15 protein-coding genes are annotated in these 17,506 nt (G+C 71.2%); 9 read left to right on the top strand and 6 right to left on the bottom strand.

The features are described from left to right. Nucleotides 1-1,530 (top strand): hypothetical protein, encoded by a 1,530-nt coding sequence (locus AB4Z01_RS21325; RefSeq protein WP_441697262.1) that lies wholly within the window; start codon nt 1-3, stop codon nt 1,528-1,530. Nucleotides 1,531-1,648: 118 nt separating this feature from the next. Beyond that, complete coding sequence (locus tag AB4Z01_RS21320; RefSeq protein ID WP_441697259.1) at nt 1,649-2,044, top strand: DoxX family protein; 396 nt, start codon at nt 1,649-1,651, stop codon at nt 2,042-2,044. Here AB4Z01_RS21320 and AB4Z01_RS21315 read toward each other — a convergent pair. Further along, entirely contained in the window at nt 2,041-2,649 is a 609-nt protein-coding gene (locus AB4Z01_RS21315; protein ID WP_441697256.1) for a TetR/AcrR family transcriptional regulator, read from the bottom strand. The two genes, AB4Z01_RS21320 and AB4Z01_RS21315, sit on opposite strands and share 4 nt — an antisense overlap. A 79-nt stretch (nt 2,650-2,728) precedes the next feature. Between AB4Z01_RS21315 and AB4Z01_RS21310 the strand changes: the two genes are divergently transcribed. Together AB4Z01_RS21310 and AB4Z01_RS21305 are read left to right on the top strand one after the other, a co-directional pair. After that, on the top strand, nt 2,729-3,907 hold the full coding sequence (locus AB4Z01_RS21310) for a serine hydrolase domain-containing protein (protein ID WP_441697253.1): 1,179 nt from the start codon (nt 2,729-2,731) through the stop codon (nt 3,905-3,907). Between the two features lie 91 nt (nt 3,908-3,998). Beyond that, entirely contained in the window at nt 3,999-7,385 is a 3,387-nt protein-coding gene (locus tag AB4Z01_RS21305; RefSeq protein ID WP_441697250.1) for an LAGLIDADG family homing endonuclease, read from the top strand. Here the strand turns inward: AB4Z01_RS21305 and AB4Z01_RS21300 are convergent. Further along, nucleotides 7,382-7,954 (bottom strand): gamma-glutamylcyclotransferase, encoded by a 573-nt coding sequence (locus tag AB4Z01_RS21300; protein WP_441697248.1) that lies wholly within the window; start codon nt 7,952-7,954, stop codon nt 7,382-7,384. The two genes, AB4Z01_RS21305 and AB4Z01_RS21300, sit on opposite strands and share 4 nt — an antisense overlap. Before the next feature lie 125 nt (nt 7,955-8,079). Here AB4Z01_RS21300 and AB4Z01_RS21295 point away from each other — a divergent pair, with 125 nt between their 5' ends. After that, nucleotides 8,080-9,099: a DUF2125 domain-containing protein gene (locus AB4Z01_RS21295; RefSeq protein ID WP_441697245.1), complete on the top strand. Its 1,020-nt coding sequence runs from the start codon at nt 8,080-8,082 to the stop codon at nt 9,097-9,099. Nucleotides 9,100-9,285: 186 nt separating this feature from the next. On the opposite strand, the gene AB4Z01_RS21290 is transcribed toward AB4Z01_RS21295, so the two are convergent. The 4 genes from AB4Z01_RS21290 to AB4Z01_RS21275 all read right to left on the bottom strand — a co-directional run bounded on the left by AB4Z01_RS21290 (nt 9,286) and on the right by AB4Z01_RS21275 (nt 13,125). Then, nucleotides 9,286-10,236, bottom strand: coding sequence for a prephenate/arogenate dehydrogenase family protein (locus AB4Z01_RS21290; protein WP_441697242.1), 951 nt, complete (start codon nt 10,234-10,236; stop codon nt 9,286-9,288). Beyond that, nucleotides 10,233-11,336, bottom strand: a complete 1,104-nt coding sequence (gene hisC, locus AB4Z01_RS21285; RefSeq protein WP_441697239.1) for a histidinol-phosphate transaminase — start codon at nt 11,334-11,336, stop codon at nt 10,233-10,235. The genes AB4Z01_RS21290 and hisC overlap by 4 nt, the downstream gene beginning before the upstream one ends. Nucleotides 11,337-11,339: 3 nt before the next feature. Then, the gene (locus tag AB4Z01_RS21280; RefSeq protein ID WP_441697236.1) at nt 11,340-12,203 is read right to left on the bottom strand and encodes a chorismate mutase; all 864 of its coding nucleotides are present in this window, start codon (nt 12,201-12,203) and stop codon (nt 11,340-11,342) included. A gap of 160 nt (nt 12,204-12,363) precedes the next feature. Further along, nucleotides 12,364-13,125 carry a methyltransferase domain-containing protein gene (locus tag AB4Z01_RS21275; RefSeq protein ID WP_441697233.1) on the bottom strand — a complete coding sequence of 254 codons (762 nt, stop codon included), beginning with the start codon at nt 13,123-13,125 and terminating at the stop codon, nt 12,364-12,366. 107 nt (nt 13,126-13,232) lie between these two features. Between AB4Z01_RS21275 and AB4Z01_RS21270 the strand changes: the two genes are divergently transcribed. The 4 genes from AB4Z01_RS21270 (at nt 13,233) to AB4Z01_RS21255 (ending at nt 17,360) form a co-directional block, all read left to right on the top strand. Beyond that, nucleotides 13,233-15,119 carry a DNA/RNA non-specific endonuclease gene (locus AB4Z01_RS21270; protein WP_441697230.1) on the top strand — a complete coding sequence of 629 codons (1,887 nt, stop codon included), beginning with the start codon at nt 13,233-13,235 and terminating at the stop codon, nt 15,117-15,119. Between the two features lie 267 nt (nt 15,120-15,386). Continuing rightward, nucleotides 15,387-16,157 carry a hydroxyacylglutathione hydrolase gene (gene gloB, locus AB4Z01_RS21265; protein WP_441697227.1) on the top strand — a complete coding sequence of 257 codons (771 nt, stop codon included), beginning with the start codon at nt 15,387-15,389 and terminating at the stop codon, nt 16,155-16,157. Nucleotides 16,158-16,323: 166 nt separating this feature from the next. Continuing rightward, nucleotides 16,324-16,926, top strand: coding sequence for a glutathione S-transferase (locus tag AB4Z01_RS21260; protein WP_441697225.1), 603 nt, complete (start codon nt 16,324-16,326; stop codon nt 16,924-16,926). Next, nucleotides 16,923-17,360, top strand: a complete 438-nt coding sequence (locus AB4Z01_RS21255; RefSeq protein WP_441697222.1) for a cupin domain-containing protein — start codon at nt 16,923-16,925, stop codon at nt 17,358-17,360. Before AB4Z01_RS21260 ends, AB4Z01_RS21255 begins: the two co-directional genes overlap by 4 nt. The last annotated feature ends 146 nt before the right edge of the window (nt 17,361-17,506 follow it).

The following is a 17,506-nucleotide window of genomic DNA, read 5'->3' as shown; positions in this document are numbered from 1 at the left end:
TTGCGCCGGCTTCGCCTGATCGTCCTCATCGTCGCGGTCGCCGGCCTGTCGCTGCTGGCCGTGGCGCTGGTGCTGCGCCTGCCCGGCGCCGCCGTGCTGACCGGCAATGCTGACGTCCTCTACCTGCCGGCCCTGTTCGACGACCTGCATCGCGGTTTCGACGCCCTGCGCGGCTGGCACCTGACCCCCGGCCCCTATGTCTTCCCCGACATGGCGGTTTACGGCCTTGCCGACCTCGCGACCGGCGACTTCCGCCGGGCCCTGCCGCTGGCCGCGGCGCTGCAGCTCGGCCTGCTGCTGCTGCTCGGCGGCGCCGTGCACCGCGCTGCCGGCGGCCGCTCCGCCGCCATGGCCGTGGCCGCCTTCGCCGTCGCGCTGGCAGGGCTCTTCGCCTTCGGCTGTGGCTTGGCCGGCCCCTACGCGCTGAACTGGCTGGTCTATCCCTTCGTCGTCACCTTCCATTTCGGTGCGATCCTGATCGCCGCGACGGTGCTGCTGCTGGTGCTGCGCCAGCTCGATAGCCCGGGCCCATGGACGCTGATCGGCTTGGCCGCCCTGATCCTGGCCGGGGTGCTGTCGGACAGCTTCGTCCTGCCCTACGCCGCCGCCCCGGCCCTGGCGCTGGCGCTGCTCTGCGCCCCGGCGCCGCGCACCCGGGGGGCGGCCCTGGCGGCTTCGGCGGTGATTGCCGTTGCGGCGCTGGCCGCCTTCCTGCTGCAGGGCTGGGTCAACCCGCTGAGCGGGGTCTATCGCGACCAGCTTGACATCGGCATCGGCTACGGCCTGTTCCGCCTCGGCGGCGTGCTCTGGCGCGCGAATCCGGCGGAGCTGGCGGTCAATCTCGGCCTGATCGCCTTCGCCCTGCTGCCGGTCCTTCGCACGCTCGTGGTGCTGCGCGGCCTGGCGGCCGGGGAGCGCGAGATCGCGCCGGCGGACCGGATCGCGGTCTTCACCGCCGCGTCCTCGCTGGCCACCCTGCTGGCGGTGGTGCTGTTCGGCATCTTCCGCGACGATTCCTACCTGCGCTACTTCCAGCCCTGGCTGTTCCTGACGGCGCTCTGGCTCGCCCATCTCGCCGCCGACCGGCTGCGGGTGCCGGCCTGGCCGGTCGGGGCGGTTCTGGCCGTGCTGCTGGCGGCCGCCGCCGCCCTCTGGGCCCGGCCGGACCAGCTGGCGGCGCGGATCGAGCCGCCGCGGACGCTGGCCTGCTTCCAGGGTCCGGCCGCCGGCCTCGCCGGCTACTGGTGGGCCAAGCCGCTGGTGCTGCATTCCGGCCGGCGGATCCAGATCGCCCAGGTGGCGCGCAACGGCGCCCCTTATCGCTGGATCATCAATCAGGACCGGGCCGGCGGCGCCGCACCTTTCGGCTTCATCCTGATGGACGGGCTGAACGCCCGTGCCGTGGTCGCCCGCTACGGCATGCCGGACCGGGTCGAACGCTGCGCCGGCATTCCGCTGTGGCGCTACGACGACCCCGACCGGCTGCGCCGCCCTCTGGCCGCAGGGACGCCGGTGACGCTGCCGGACTGATTGCCCCGGAATCGGTTGCGCAGCGGATTGGACCCGCCACCCGGTCTCGGCTACGCTCGTCGTCCTAATCGTCGAGGGGGTCACAATGGATGCTGATGCGACTGCGCCTGCGTGGCGCTTGGCGGCGATTCTCGTCGGCCGGCTGATCTTCGCCGCGGTCTTCCTGCTGGCGGTCAGCTTCAAATTCATGGGCATGGGCGACACCGCCGGCTACATCGCCATGGCCGGATTCCCGATGCCGATGTTGCTGGCTTGGCTGGCGGCCATCCTTGAATGCCTGCTGGTGATCGGCTTTCTGACCGGGGCGTTCTTCACCGAGACCTGCCTGGTTGCGGCGGTCTATGTCGTGTTCCTGGCCTTCGCCTTCCACGGCCCGTCGCACTGGGCCGGGAACCAGGCCGAGTTCGGCTTCTTCGTCGACCACTTCACCTTCCTGGCCGGGCTGCTCTTCGCCGCGGCGCATGGCCCCGGCCGGATCCTGTCATGGCGCCGCTCGGTGATCGGACGGGCCTAGGCGGTCGGCCAGGCGGCCATCGCCCGGCGCACGATCTTCATCAGCTCGTCGCGGCCGGCCCCGTCCAGCGCCTGGACCGACAGGCCCTGGATGATGGCGCCGTAGAACCGCGCCAGCTCGTCCGGGTCCGTGCCGGGCGGCAGCTCGCCCTCCTCCAGGGCGCGGGCGAAGCGGGCGCGCAGGCGGCCCACCGATGCGCCGCGCCTTTCCGTCACCACGGCGGCTGCCGGCCGGTTCTCCGGGGCGCAGGTCAGGACGGCGGTGGAGACCATGCAGCCGGGCGGGTGCGCCGGGTCGCTGAAGTCGCGGGCCGAGCCCTCCAGGATCAGCCGTATCGCTTCGCGCGCCGTTGGTGCCGTCATCGCCCAGGGCGCGGCCCGCTGGGGGTCGGCGCGGTAGCGGTCCAGCGCCTCGCGGTACAGCTGCTCCTTCGATCCGAAGGCGCCGTACAGGCTGGGCGTGGTGATGCCCATCGCCGCGGTCAGGTCGGCGATCGACGCGCCCTCATAGCCCTGGCGCCAGAACACCGGCAGCGCCCGGTCCAGCGCCGCGTCGCGGTCGAAGCCCCTGGGGCGGCCGCGGGGACGCGGCGGATCTGTTTTCATAGCGATCGGTCTGAAATCCAGTTGACGAACACTCTGCGATGATATTTCGTAGCGATCCATCTGAAAATGGAGTCCCGCGATGACGACCGCCCTGTTCGACGATGTGCCGGCCGCCGTTCCCGCCCTGTCGCGAGGGATCGATGCCGCGATCGACCGGGCGCTGGCGGAAGGGCGCCTGGTCGGCACCGTGGTGCTGGTGGCGCAGGATGGCCGGCTGGTCTATCGCCGCGCCGCCGGCCTGGCCGACCGCGAAGCCGGGCGGGCGATGCGCGAGGACTCGGTGTTCCTCTACGCCTCGCTGACCAAGCCGATGGTCACCGCCGCCGCCCTGCGGCTGGTGGAGGAGGGGCGGATCGCCCTGGCCGATCCGGTGACGAAGTTCCTGCCCGACTTCCGGCCGAAGCTGGCCGACGGCAGCGAGCCGGTGATCACCATCCATCACCTGCTGACCCACACCGCCGGCCTGATCTACGGCTTCACCGAGCCGGCGGACGGCCCCTATCACCGCGCCGGCGTGTCCGACGGGCTCGACGCGCCGGGCCGGTCCTTCGCCGACAACCTGCGCCGCATCGCCTCGGTGCCGCTGGCCTTCGCCCCCGGCTCGGCATGGGCCTATTCGGTGGCGCTCGACGTGCTCGGCGCGGTGCTGGAACGGGCGGCGGGGGAAAGCCTGGGCGACCTGGTGCGAAGCCGGGTCACCGACCCGCTCGGCCTGCAGGACACCGGCTTCGCCCCGCCGGACCGGTCGCGCCTGGCCGCCGCCTATGCCGATGACGAGCCGGCGCCGGTGCGGATGGGCGAGCACTACGCCATCCCGGCGCCGCGGGAGTTTGCCGGGCTCAGCTTCGCCCCGGGCCGCATCTTCGATCCGGCCTCCTACCCCTCAGGCGGCGCCGGCATGGCCGGCACGGCCGGCGATTTCCTGGTGTTCCTCGAAGCCTTGCGCCGCGGCGGCGCGCCGATCCTGCGGCCGGAGACGGTGCATGCCATGGCCACCAGCCAGATCCCCGGCCTGGCGATGCCGGCCTCGCCGGGCACCACCTTCGGCTATGGCTTCGCGCTGGTGACCGACCCGGCGGCGGCCGGGGTGCCGATGACCGTGGGCACCTGGCGCTGGGGCGGCGTCTACGGCCACAGCTGGTTCGTCGATCCGGCCAGGCGGCTCGCCGTCGTCGGCCTCACCAACACCGCGCTGGAGGGTATGAAGGGCGAATTCGTCGCCGATCTGCGTGCCGCGATCTATGCCGGGCTGGAATAGCGGCATCCTGGGGGCTGCCACGAACCCTGGTTGACCCGCCCTGGGCGTACCCCCATCCTTTGGGGGTATGCCGTTCTGCGGGAGGTCCGTCGTGGCCGAGCCGGGCGATATCGCGACCCAGATCTGGGACATGAAGTACCGGCTGAAGCAGCCGGACGGCACGCCTGTCGACCAGTCGGTCGACGACAGCTGGCGCCGGGTCGCGACCGCCGTGGCCACCGCCGAATCGGACCCCGCGCTGTGGACCGAGCGCTTCCTCGGCATCCTGCGCGACCACCGCTATCTGCCGGCCGGCCGCATCCTGGCCGGCGCCGGCACCGGTCGCGAGGTCACCCTGTTCAACTGCTTCGTCATGGGCACGGTGCCGGACAGCATGTCCGGCATCTTCGCCCATCTGCGCGAGGCGGCGCTGACGCTGCAGCAGGGCGGCGGCATCGGCTACGATTTCTCCACCATCCGGCCGAAGGGCGCGCCGGTCGCCGGCGTCGGGGCCGACGCTTCCGGCCCGCTGTCCTTCATGGATGTGTGGGACGCGATGTGCCGCACCATCATGTCCGCCGGCTCCCGCCGCGGCGCGATGATGGCGACGCTGCGCTGCGACCATCCGGACGTGGTCGAGTTCATCGAGGCCAAGCGCACCCCCGGCCGGCTGCGCATGTTCAACCTCTCGGTCCTGGTCACCGACCCGTTCATGCAGGCGGTGGCCGACGACGCGCCCTGGGAGCTGGTGTTCGCCGGCCGCGTCTTCCGCACCCTGCCGGCGCGCGAGCTGTGGGACCGGATCATGCGCTCGACCTATGATTCGGCCGAGCCCGGCGTGATCTTCATCGACCGCATCAACGCGCAGAACAATCTGGCCTATTGCGAGACGATCCAGAGCACCAATCCCTGCGTCACAGCGGACACCTGGGTCCAGACCCTGGACGGTTCCCGTATGGTCGGTGACCTGCTCGGCCGGCCTTTCGTTGCACTGGTGAACGGGCAGCCGGCATCCTCCGGGCCTGAAGGCTTCTTCCCGACCGGCCGCAAGCCGGTGCTGCGGCTGGAGACGGCGGAAGGCCACGCCCTGCGCCTGACGGCGGACCATCCGGTTCTGGTCGCGACCGAGGTGTCACGCTTCCGGATCGAGACCGAATGGCGCAAGGCGGGCGATCTCAAGCAGGGCGATCGCCTCCGCCTGCATGATCATGGCGATGGGCTCGCCTGGTCCGGACCGGGTTCGGAAAATGAAGGATACTTGGTCGGATTGCTGATCGGCGACGGCACGCTGAAATCCGACAAGGCCGTGCTCTCGGTCTGGCCCGGCGAGGCCACGGTCAACGGTGCTGACGCCCGTCCGGGCATTGCCGGAGTGATGACGGCGGCACTCACGGCCGCCCTGTCACTGCCGCACCGTGCCGATTTCGTGGGCTGGATGCGGGTGCCAGGCCGGGGCGAGCGGCGGCTCAGTCTCGGGGCCCTGCGCGATCTGACGTTGTCGCTCGGCCTTGCACCCGGCCGCAAGACGATCACGCCGGCGATCGAGCAAGCGTCCTCGGCCTTCGCGATCGGGCTGCTGCGCGGCCTGTTCGACGCCGACGGGTCGGTCCAGGGCACCCGGGACAAGGGCGTCAGCATCCGCCTGGCGCAGAGCGATCTGGGACTGTTGCGCGCGGTCCAGCGCATGCTGCTGCGGCTGGGCATCGCCTCATCGATCCACGCCGAGCGTCGCGCCGCCGGCCCGCGCCTGCTGCCGGACGGCAAGGGCGGGCGCCGCCTCTACGACTGTTCCGCCGATCACGAGCTCGTCGTCGCCGGGGCCGGCATCGCCCGCTTCGCCGCCCGGATCGGCTTCGCCGACACCGACAAGCGGGCGCGGCTCGATAGCGCCTTGGCGGGCTATCGCCGGGCGCTCAACCGCGAGCGGTTCGTCGCTACCGTCAAGCAGCTGGTGCCGGACGGGGAGGAGGAGGTCTACGACGTTCGCATCCCCGGCCCGAACGCCTTCGACGGCAACGGCCTGGTGCTGCACAATTGCGGCGAGCAACCGCTGCCGCCCTACGGCGCCTGCCTGCTCGGCTCGGTCAACCTGGCGAAGCTGGTGCTCGATCCGTTCACGCCCGAGGCCCGCTTCGACCACGCGGCGCTGGCGGAGATCGTGCCGGTCGCCATCCGGCTGATGGACAATGTCGTCGACGTGTCGCGCTTCCCGCTGCCGGAGCAGGCGGCCGAGGCCAGGGCCAAGCGGCGCATCGGTCTCGGCGTCACCGGCCTGGCCGATGCCTTCCTGATGCTGGGCGTGCGCTACGGCTCGCCCGAATCGGCGGCGCTGACCGAGGAGTGGCTCGAGGCGATCAAGCTGCACTCCTACCGCGCCTCGGCGGAAATCGCGGCGGAGAAGGGGGCCTTCCCGCTGTTCGACCGCGACGCGTTCCTGGCCGCGCCCGGCGTCGCCGAGCTGCCGCAGGAGATCCGCGACCTGATCGCCCGGCACGGCATCCGCAACGCGCTGCTGACCTCGATCGCGCCGACCGGCACCATCTCGCTGTTCGCCGGCAACGTCGCCTCGGGGATCGAGCCGGTCTTCGCCTGGACCCACACCCGCAACGTGCTGCTGCCCGACGGCAGCCGGCGGGCGGAGACGGTGGAGAACTACGCCCACCGCCTGTTCCGCGAGATCCACGGCGCCGATGCGCCGCTGCCGAATTACTTCGCCGACGCCCAGACGCTGCAGCCAGCCGACCATCTGGCGATCCAGGCGGCGGCGCAGAAGCACATCGACAGCTCGATCAGCAAGACCATCAACTGCCCGGAGGACCTGTCCTTCGACGCCTTCAAGGACATCTACGCCCAGGCCTATGCGCTGGGCTGCAAGGGCTGCACCACCTACCGGCCGAACGCGATCACCGGCGCGGTGCTGGAGGCGAAGCCGCAGTCGCCGCCGAAGCGCGTGGCCGACGCCCCCGGCCTCAGCGCGCCCGCGGCCCGGCCGGAGGTGCTGCCGGGCGAGACCTACAAGCTGCGCTGGCCGGACAGCGACCATGCCATCTACGTCACCCTCAACGACGAGGTGGTCGACGGCCGCCGGCGGCCGTTCGAGATCTTCATCAACTCGAAGAACATGGAGCACTACGCCTGGACCGTGGCGCTGACCCGGATGATCAGCGCCGTGTTCCGCCGCGGCGGCGWCGTCGCCTTCGTGGTCGAGGAGCTGAAGGCCGTGTTCGATCCGCGCGGCGGGCAGTGGATGGGCGGGCGCTACGTGCCGTCGCTGCTGGCCGCGATCGGCGAGACGATCGAGCGGCACATGGTGGCGACCGGCTTCCTGGCGAAGCCGGAGGGCATCGTGCCCGAGGTGGCGGTCGAGGTGACGGCGGAGGCGGCCGGCGCGCCGGCGCGGCCGCCGGGCCGGTCCTGTCCGAAATGCGGCCACCCGACCCTGATCCGGCAGGAGGGCTGCGACACCTGCCTGAACTGCGGCTATTCGCGCTGCGGCTAAGCCGGCTCGGCCACCCGCTCCGCCAGCGCAAACAGGGCGCCGTCGCGGATGCCCAGCTCGCGCAGATGCTCGACCGTGTTCAGCAGATAGTCGCGGTTCGGTCCGCTGCTGCCGATGCCGGTGCGGATCATCGCCAGCGTCTCCTCCACGTCCAGCGCGCCGCAATACTGGCGATGGCGGCGGTCGGCCAGGAAGCAGCAGGCGGTGACCGGGCCATCGGGCAGGCGGATCTGCTTCAGGCTCGGGCGATAGACGCCGGTCACCATCTCGCGGTCCCAGAGATAGGCGATCACCGCCTGCACATGCTCCGGCGCCACCTTGAAGGCCATGCCGCGGCAGGAGCCGCCGCGGTCCAGGCCCAGCACCAGCCCCGGCCGCTCCGGCGTGCCGCGGTAGCGGTGCGACAGGACGCAGAAACGGCGGTGATAGCCATGCAGCACCGCCGGCTGCCGCTCGAGATGCGGGAAGCCCGGATTCCACATCAGCGAGCCATAGCCGAACACCCAGAGCGGCTCGCCCGGGATCAGCGGCAGGTTCGGCGTCTTCCAATCGTGATGACCATCGGCCATATCACAGATGTACCCTTTCGCAGCTGCGAAGGGGAGGGGCGTCGTGTCGCGTTCTGCTGCTTCGGCTTGACTCCGGGGCGCGGTCGCGGCCACGTGCCCTGCTCGTGCCATCATCCGGGACCGCCATGCGTCGCCGCCGCCGTATCGTCGTCGTTCCCACCACCCTTATCGCCCTGCTCGCCGCCGGCTGGGCCGGCGGCTGGTACTGGGCCGCGGGCAAGGTCGAGGCCCAGGCGCAGGCCTTCGCCGCCAACCCGCCGCCCGGGGTCACGGTCGATCCCGGCACGCTGAGCGTCGAGGGCTTCCCGCTGGCCTTCACCGTCGCATCGCAGGCGCCCAGCCTGCGCCGGATCGACGGGCTGGCCTGGAACGCCGCCGGGGTGGTCGCCACCGCCAGGCCTTGGACCCTGCCCGAGGTCGGCTTCACCATCGCGCCGCCGCAGCGCATCACCCTGCCGGGAAGCCCGGCGCTGACCGTGGATGTCAAAGGCTCGGGCAGCGGCAGCGCCCGGATCGGCAGCGATGGCAAGCCGAACCGGATCCTGCTGACCCTGTCCCAGGTCGAACTCGCCGGCGGGCTGCTGCAGGCGCCGCTGCCGATCGCCCGGGTCAACGGCTCGGTCGACCGCGCGCCGGAGGAGGCCGGGGCCGGCGCCGCCGCCTCGCTCGACATCGAGGGGCTGGAGACGCCGGATCTCGGCCTGCAGGCGATGGGCCGGCGGGTCGACATGGTGGCGGCGCGGCTGACCGTGCTGGGCCCGCTGCCGAAGGCCGCGACGGCGCCGGAGCTGACCGCCTGGCGTGCCGCCGGCGGCAAGCTCCGGGTCGACAATCTGGCGCTGCGCTGGGGCCCGCTCGTGATCGATGCCGGCGGCACCCTCGACCTCGACGACAAGCTGCAGCCGCAGGGCACGCTGACGGCGAAGATCCGCGGCTACGGCGCGGTGATCGAGGATCTGCAGAAGGCCGGCGTGGTCAAGGACCGCGACGCCGGCTTCGCCAAGGTCGGGCTCGACCTGATGGCCGGCCAGCCGGCGGCCGACGGCACCCGCACCGTCACCGCCCCGATCACGATCGAGAAGGGCAAGGTGTCCTTCGGCCCGCTGCAGGTGGCGAAGCTGCCGGAGATCAAGTGGGCACAGTGACCGCGTAGGTCGGGTTCTCGAAGCGAGCCCGACATCCCGCCCATCCTCCCAACTGTCATGCCCGGGCTTGACCCGGGCATCCAGAGACTGTCGACGCCCACTGGATTGCCGGGTCAAGCCCGGCAATGACAGGAAGGAGAGACCGCAAGCGTCAGGCTCAAGCGAACCCGCCCTACGAACCGGCCTTCAATCCTCTTCCTTGGTCAGGCGCGCCGCCTTCTCCGGCTCCATCTCCTCCTGATGGGCGTCGACGACGCCGCGGCGGATGGCGCGGGTGCGGGTGAACCAGGATTGCAGCGTATCGCCCTCGCCGCGGCGGATGGCGCGCTGCAGCCGCACCAGATCCTCGGTGAACTGCTGCAGCACCTCCAGCACCGCGTCCTTGTTGGTCAGGAACACGTCGCGCCACATCACCGGGTCGGAGCCGGCGATACGGGTGAAGTCGCGGAAGCCGCCGGCGGAGAAACGGATCACTTCGGCCTGGGTCGCCTCCTCCATGTCCGAGGCGGTGCCGACGATGGTGTAGGCGATCAGATGCGGGATGTGCGAGGTGATGGCCAGCACCCGGTCATGGTGCTCGGCGGTCATGCGCTCGACCATCATGCCCATGCCGCGCCACAGCGCCTCGACCTTGGCCACCGCCTGGGGGTCGACGCCCGGCTCCGGCGTCAGCACGCACCAGCGGTCGATGAACAGCTCGGCGAAGCCGGCGGACGGCCCGGAATGCTCGGTGCCGGCGATGGGGTGGCCGGGCACCAGATGCACCCCGGCCGGCAGATAGGGCGCGATGGTCTTCGCCACCATGCCCTTGACCGAGCCGACATCGGTGACCACCGCGCCCGGCGCCAGGGCCGGGGCGATGGCCTTGGCCAGCTGCTCATAGGCGCCCATCGGGGCGCAGATCATCACCGCATCGGCGCCGGCCACGGCGGCGGCCGGGTCGGCCTCGACCCGGTCGAGGAAACCCAGCGCCATCGCCTCGTCGCGGGTTTCCTGGCGCCGGGAGTGGCCGACGATCTCGCTCGCCAGCCCGTGCTTCTGGGCGGCGCGCGCGACGGAGGATCCGATCAGGCCGATGCCCAGCAGGGCCAGGCGCTTGAAGATCGGCGCTCCGGTGTCGTTCGCCGGCGCGCTCATCGGCCGCGCAGATGCTCGGCGAGAGCCGCGACCACCGCCCGCATCTCGTCCGCGGTGCCGATGGTGATGCGCAGGCAGCTGGGCAGGCCGTAGCCGCCCATCTGGCGCACCAGGATGCCGGTGTCCTTCAGGTGCAGCCGCGCCGCCTCGGCGTCGCGGTCGCCGAAATCTACCAGCAGGAAGTTGCCGGCCGAGGGCAGCGGCGACAGGCCGAGCGTCTCCAGCTCCGCCGCGGTCCAGCGCCGCCATTCGGCGTTGTGGGCACGGCTCTTCTCGATGAAGGCCTCGTCGGCCAATGCTGCGACGCCCGCCGCCTGGGCCGCGGCGCTGACGTTGAACGGGCCGCGGGCGCGATGCAGGATGTCGGTGATGCCGGCCGAGGCATAGGCCCAGCCCAGCCGCAGCGCGCCCATGCCGTAGATCTTCGAGAAGGTGCGCAGCATCACGACGTTGCCGGTCCGGTCGACCAGCTCCGCACCGGCGCTGTAGTCCGGGTCGTCGATGTATTCGGCATAGGCGGCGTCCAGCGCCAGGATCACGTCCGGCGGCAGGGCGGCGTGCAGCCTTTCGACCTCGGCCTTCGGCAGCAGATAGCCGGTCGGGTTGTTCGGGTTGGCCAGGAACAGGATGCGGGTGCGCGGCGTCACATGCGCCAGCAGCGCGTCGACATCGGTCTTGCGGTCAGCCTCCGGCGCCGCGACCGGCGTGGCGCCGACCGCCTTGGCCGCGATCGGGTACATCAGGAAACCGTGCCGGCTGTACAGCACCTCGTCGCCCGGCCCGGCATAGCTCTTGGTCAGCAGGGCGATCAGCTCGTCCGACCCGGCGCCGGCGACGATGCGCTCCGCGTCCAGGCCGAAGCGGGCGGCCAGGGCGTGGCGCAGGGCGCTGCAGCCGCCGTCGGGATAGCGGTGGATCTCGCCGCCCAGCTCGCGATAGGCCGCGGTCGCCTGCGGGCTCGGGCCGAAGGCGCCCTCGTTCGAGGCCAGCCGGATCGGCCGGCCCAGCTGCGGATGCGGCACCGCCTTGGCCTCGCCGCCAACATAGGGGTCGATGTCGAGCAGGCCCGGACGCGGGCGTGGAGCTTGGATGGTCGTCATGGCTTAGCTCCGGCGGCCGATGGCGATCGGGGTGGCGAAGCCGCCGATCAGGCGGATGCGGGGGGCCAGGCCGTCCAGCCGCTCGCGCAGGGTGCCCAGCCTGGGGTCGCCGACGGCGACGAAGCCGGCCACATCGACCAGATGGACCGCGGAGTCCTCGGCGTTGCGGGCCGGCCGGGTCCAGAACGCCACCGGCGGCAGGCCGGCGGTCTCGATGATCTGCTTCAGCCGGCTGCGGCTGATGTCGCCGGTCAGCTCGACCGCGATCAGGGCGTGGTCGTCGCCGGTCGGCTCGGGGTCGAGCGGGGCGACCGCCAGGGCCAGCGGCTCGTCGCGGTTCCGCTCGGTCACCACGAAGGGCAGGCTGCCGACGATCCGCGGCGTGCGCGGGTCGTCCGACAGCAGCGTCTGCCACCAGGGATCGGCGTCGGATTCGACCGGCCACGGCACCACGGCCACGGCGGCGCTGCCGTCATAGACGGCGCGGATCGCCTGCATCGGCCCGGCCACCGCGGTGGTCGGGGTGTGACTGCCGTAATGGTCGCGCGCCAGGTCCCACAGCTCGCCCCGGGCCTCGGGCGCGTGCACGGCAACGGCGAAGGGGGCCTGCATGCGGGTGCAGCCGGCGATCAGCTCACGCCAGATCCGGGTCAGCTCCGGCAACGGAAAGCCGCCGCCGTGCCGGGCGGCCAGCCGGCGCAGAATCGCGGCCTCGCGGCCCGGCCGCATCGCCAGCGGGTCGCCGTTCTTGGCGACGGCAACGTCCTGCACCACCCCGGCCCGCTGCATGATCAGGTCATGGATCGCCTCGTCGATCTCGTCGATCTGCCGGCGCAACGAGTCGAGCGTCTGGGGGGTGTCTGGCATCGTCTGGAGCGGGCTGGAACCTGCCGGGGCGAGGGCGATCAGATGTAGAACGGGCAGGGGGCGAAAGCAAAGGAAACATCTGGGGTTTTACGTATCACGGACATGGACTTTCGCATCCATGCCGGACCCCGGACTGCGGCTGTTCCCGTCTCGATTTTTCCTAGCTCGGCTGCTCCTCGCCCTCGCGCCGCACGCCCAGGGCCGGCTGCGCCGCCCCGACCGGCACCAGCACCGGCCGCCGGGCACGGACCTTCTTGCCGCGCGACAGCTGGTAGATCTGCTTCGACGCCTCGACCATCACCGTGCCGGCGACGCGTTGGAACCAGCGGGCGCCGACCTCCTCCCACACCGGGGCGGTGGACAGCAGGAAGCGTGAATGCGTCGGCGGCAGCCACAAAGCGCGGGCCACCCGCTCCGGCACGAACTGGTGCTGGCGCAGCATCTGGTTCAGCTGGTTCGAGGAATAGGGCTTGCCGTGGCCGAACGGGGTGCGGTCGGACCGCGCCCACAGGCTGCGCCGGTTCGGCACCACCACCAGAAGCCGGCCGCTGCCGTTCAGCACGCGCCAGATCTCGCGCATCAGCTCGCCCAGCTGCTCGGTCGCCTCCAGCCCGTGCACCAGCAGCACCCGGTCGACCGACATGTCGGGCAGCGGCAGCTCGCATTCCTCGCTCAGCGCCACCAGGCCGCGGCCATCCGGCGGCCAATGGGCCACGCCCTGCTCGGCCGGCATGCAGGCGATCACCCGCTCGGCCTCGCCCAGGAACGGCCGCAGGAACGGCGTGGCATAGCCCAGGCCGAGGATGATCTGGCCATGCGTGTCCGGCCACAGCGTGCGGATCTGGCGGCGCACCATGCGGCGCACCACCAGGCCCAGGCTGGTCTCGTAGAATTCACGCAGATCGATGATGTCGCTGTACATCCGGCGGTCGTCCCAAGGGGCTGCCCACGCTAGGATAACGCATCGCGGCGGGCTTTGGCCCATCGTCGCGTCTGGCTGCCACAACAGGATATTTCAGGAGCCGCCTGATGGCCCGCAAGACCGAGCCGCGCGGAATCGACCCGGAGCGCCTGAAACAGGCCGCCCGCGAGGCCGCGGACCTCTATCTCGACCATCCGAACGTCACCTCGGTCGGCATCGGCCGCAAGCTCGAAGGCGGCAAGCCGACCGGCGCGCTGTGCATCCAGTTCACCGTCGGCCGCAAGATCGCGCCGCAGGCGCTGGTGGATGAGGGCATCCCGCCGCTGCCGAAAAGCATCGTGGTCGACGGCATCACGATTCCGACCGATGTGGTCGAGCGTCGCTACAAGCCGTCCTGGCAGCTGGTGCCGCAGGTGGTGAAGGACTCACGCAAGCTGCGGCACGACCCGCTGCTGCCCGGCATCAGCGTCAGCCATCCCGCGGGCACGGCCGGCACGCTCGGCTGCATCGTCTACGACCGGCAGGAGGGGCGGCCGCACATCCTGTCGAACTGGCATGTGCTGCAGGGCGAGCTGGGCCGGCTCGGCGACACCATCGTCCAGCCCGGGCCGTTCGACGACAACCGGATCGAGAGCAACGGCTGCGGTGTGCTGGTGCGCAGCCATCTCGGCCTCGCCGGCGACTGCGCCATCGCCCGGATCGAAGGCCGCGGCATCGATCCGAAGATCCTCGATCTCGGCGTCCGGGTCGCCCGGCTCGGCCGGCCGGAGCTCGGCGACCGGGTGGTGAAGTCCGGCCGCACCACCGGCGTCACCTGGGGCATCGTCACCCGGATCGAGACCACGGTGAAGCTGTCCTACGGCGATGGGGTCGGGTTCAAGCGCATCGGCGGCTTCGAGATCGGCCCCGACCCGGACCGCCCGGCGGCGGAGAACGAGATCAGCAAGGGTGGCGATTCCGGCTCGGTCTGGCTCGGCCTCGACGGCAAGGGCAACCCGACCGACGTCATGCTGGGCCTGCATTTCGGCGGCGAGGCCGACGGCGCCGATGCCGGCGAGGGCGACTTCGCCCTGGCCTGCACCGCCGATGCCGTGTTCAAGAAGCTCGAGATCGAGCCGGTGCCGCCGGCGCTGACCGCCCCGGCCGCCACCGGCGGCGGCTTCGACCCGCTGTTCCTGGCCGGCAAGACCGTGCCGCTGCCGGCGATGTCGCGGGCGCAGGAGACGGATGCGGCCAAGGCCGGCGGCTTCGCGATCATCCGCCACACCCATTTCTCGCTGGTGCTCAGCAAGTCGCGCCGGCTGGCCCGCTGGGTCGCCTGGAACGTCGATGGCGGCCAGATCCGGCTGCTCAGCCGCAGCGGGCTGAAGTTCACGGTCGATCCGCTGGTCGACGCGAAATGGCAGACCGGCGACGCGCTCTACGCCGCCAACCGCCTCGACCGCGGCCATATCGCCCGGCGCCAGGACCTGGTCTGGGGCCCGCCGGAGGAGGCGGCGCGGGCCAACCGCGACTCCTTCTACTTCACCAACATCGCGCCGCAGCATGAGGCCTACAACCAGTCCGGGCTGAACGGGCTGTGGGGCCTGCTCGAGAACGCGATCCTGGAGGAGGTCGAGGTCGAGCAGCTGCGCGTCTCGGTGCTGGGCGGCCCGGTGTTCCGCGACGACGACCCGGTCTATCGCGGCACCGCCATCCCGCGCGACTTCTGGAAGATCGTCGCCTATGTCGAGGCCGGGGCGCTGAAGGCCAAGGCCTTCCTGCTGACCCAGGAGGACCTGCTGAACCGGATCGAGGCGCTGGGGCTGGAGCCGTTCCGGCTGTACCAGCTGCCGATCGCGGCGCTGGAAAGCCGCACCGGCCTCGACTTCGGCGACCTCAAGGCGGCCGACGACCGCGCGGCACCGGTCCGCCCGGCGCGCGGCCGCCGCGGCATGGCCGAATCCCTGCCGCGGGTGACGCTGATCGAGAGCCTGACCGACATCGAGCTGTGATCGACGCCCGATACAGGGAGCGGATTACCTCTCCCGCCTGGCGGGAGAGGTCGGGCGTCCGCAGGACGACCGGGTGAGGGCTGGCCCGGGCCTCGACAAAGAGCCCTCACCCGGAGCCGCTTCGCGTCTCCGACCTCTCCCGTAAACGGGAGAGGCAACATGGCGCTTCGTCCAACCACCCGCCTCACTGACGCGCCGGGGTCGCGGAGCGGGTCGGGAGCGGCTATGCTGCCCCGACCCGCTTCGAACCCCGGTCCAGGAGGACGCATGGCCTCGCTTCGCGTCACGCTGATCCCCGTCCTGAAGGACAACTACGCCTATCTGCTGGAGGACGCTTCGACCGGCATGGTCGGCGTGGTCGACCCCGGCGAGGCCGACCCGGTGGCGGCGAAGCTGGAGGCCAAGGGCGGCCGGCTGGACTGGATCCTGAACACCCACCACCACGGCGACCATGTCGGCGGCAACCACGAGCTGGCGAAGCGCTATGGCGCCTCGATCGTCGGGCCGGCGGCGGAATCGGCGCGCATCCCGGACCTCGACCGCGGCGTGGCCGAGGGCGACCACGTCATGGTCGGTGCCGCGAGGGGATCGGTGCTCGACGTCCCCGGCCACACCGCCGGCCACATCGCCTTCTGGTTCGAGGATGCCGGCGTGCTGTTCTGCGGCGACACGCTGTTCGCGCTCGGCTGCGGCCGCCTGCTCGAGGGCACGCCCGGGCAGATGTGGTCCAGCCTGCTGAAGCTGCGGGCGTTGCCGGACACCACCCGGATCTATTGCGGCCATGAATACACCCAGTCGAACGCCCGCTTCGCGCTGACGGTCGATGGCGCCAACCCGGTGCTGCAGGCCTACGCCGAGGATGTCGACGACGCGCGCGAGAGCGGCGCCGCCACCATCCCGGCCCAGCTCGGCCGCGAGAAGCTGGCCAACCCCTTCCTGCGCGCCGACAAGCCGGACCTGCAGGCCGCGCTCGGCATGGCCGGCGCCGACCCGGTCGCCGTCTTCGCCGAGATCCGCGGCCGCAAGGACCGGTTCTGACCGAGCATGTGGAGAACCGGCATCGAGAATGAATGTAGTCCCTTTATTGTCATTGCCGGGCTTGACCCGGCAATCCAGAGGATGTCGACAGTCTCTGGATGCCCGGGTCAAGCCCGGGCATGACAATTTTGGATCAGTTGTTGTTCAATATTGCCTCAGGACGATCATGAAGCTCCTCTACAGCCCGTTCTCGCCTTTCGCCCGCAAGGTCCGCATCGTCGCCCATGAGACCGGCCTGCAGGACCGGATCGAGGTGGTGCCGACCAGCACCGAGGATCCGGCCAGCGGCCTGTCGGCGCGCAACCCGCTGAACAAGATCCCGGTGCTGGAGACCGAGTTCGGCCCGCTCTACGACAGCCCGGTGATCTGCGAGTATCTCGACACGCTGCATGACGGGGCGAAGCTGGTTCCGGCCGCGGGGGCGGACCGCTGGCGCGCCCTGCGCTGGGAAGCCCTGGCCGACGGGCTGATGGATGCCGCGTTGCTGATCCGCTACGAGATCACGCTGCGCCCCGCCGACAAGCAGCACGAGCCCTGGATCGAACGCCAGAAGACCAAGATCCGGAAGTCGCTCGACCAGATGGAGGCCGATGCGGCGGAGCTCGACGGGCCGGTGACCATCGGCACGATCGGCGCCGCCAGTGCCCTCGGCTATCTCGACCTGCGCTTCGCCGACTGGGGCTGGCGCGAGACCCATCCGCGCCTGGCCGCCTGGCATGCCGGCTTCGCCGAGCGGCCGTCCTACATCGCGACGATCGCCCAGGCATGAGCCCGGCCGTGACGCCGGAGGCGATCATCGCCAGGCTCGGCATGCAGCCCCACCCCGAGGGCGGGCATTATGTCGAGCTGTGGCGCGACCCGCCGCCGGAAGGCGGCCGCGGCCGGGTCTCGCTGATCCACTTCCTGCTGCGCGCCGGCGAGGTGTCGCACTGGCACGCCATCGACGCGCCGGAGATCTGGATCTGGCAGGCCGGCGCGCCGCTGGAACTGTCGATCGCGGAAACCGGGCAGGCGGGCGAGGTGCTGCGCCTCGGCCCCGATTTCATGGCCGGCGACCGCTTCCAGGGCGTGGTGCCGGAGGGGCACTGGCAGGCGGCGCGCAGCCTCGGCGACTGGACTTTGGTCAGCTGCGTCGTCGCCCCCGCCTTCCGCTTCGAAGGCTTCACTTTGGCCCCGCCGGACTGGCGCCCGGAGCTGGGGTAGGGAGAGAGAAGATCTTGTTTTTGCGTTGCCTCTCCCGCCTGGCGGGAGAGGTCGGGCGTCCGCAGGACGACCGGGTGAGGGCTGGCCCGGGCCTCGACAAAGGACCCTCACCCGGAGCCGCTTCGCGTCTCTGACCTCTCCTGTAA

The organism is Inquilinus sp. YAF38 (genome assembly GCF_052113205.1).
Classification (GTDB): Bacteria; Pseudomonadota; Alphaproteobacteria; order DSM-16000; family Inquilinaceae; genus Inquilinus.
The sequence above is the reverse complement of the archived record's forward strand: the minus strand, read 5'-3'. Positions and strand labels throughout refer to the sequence as shown.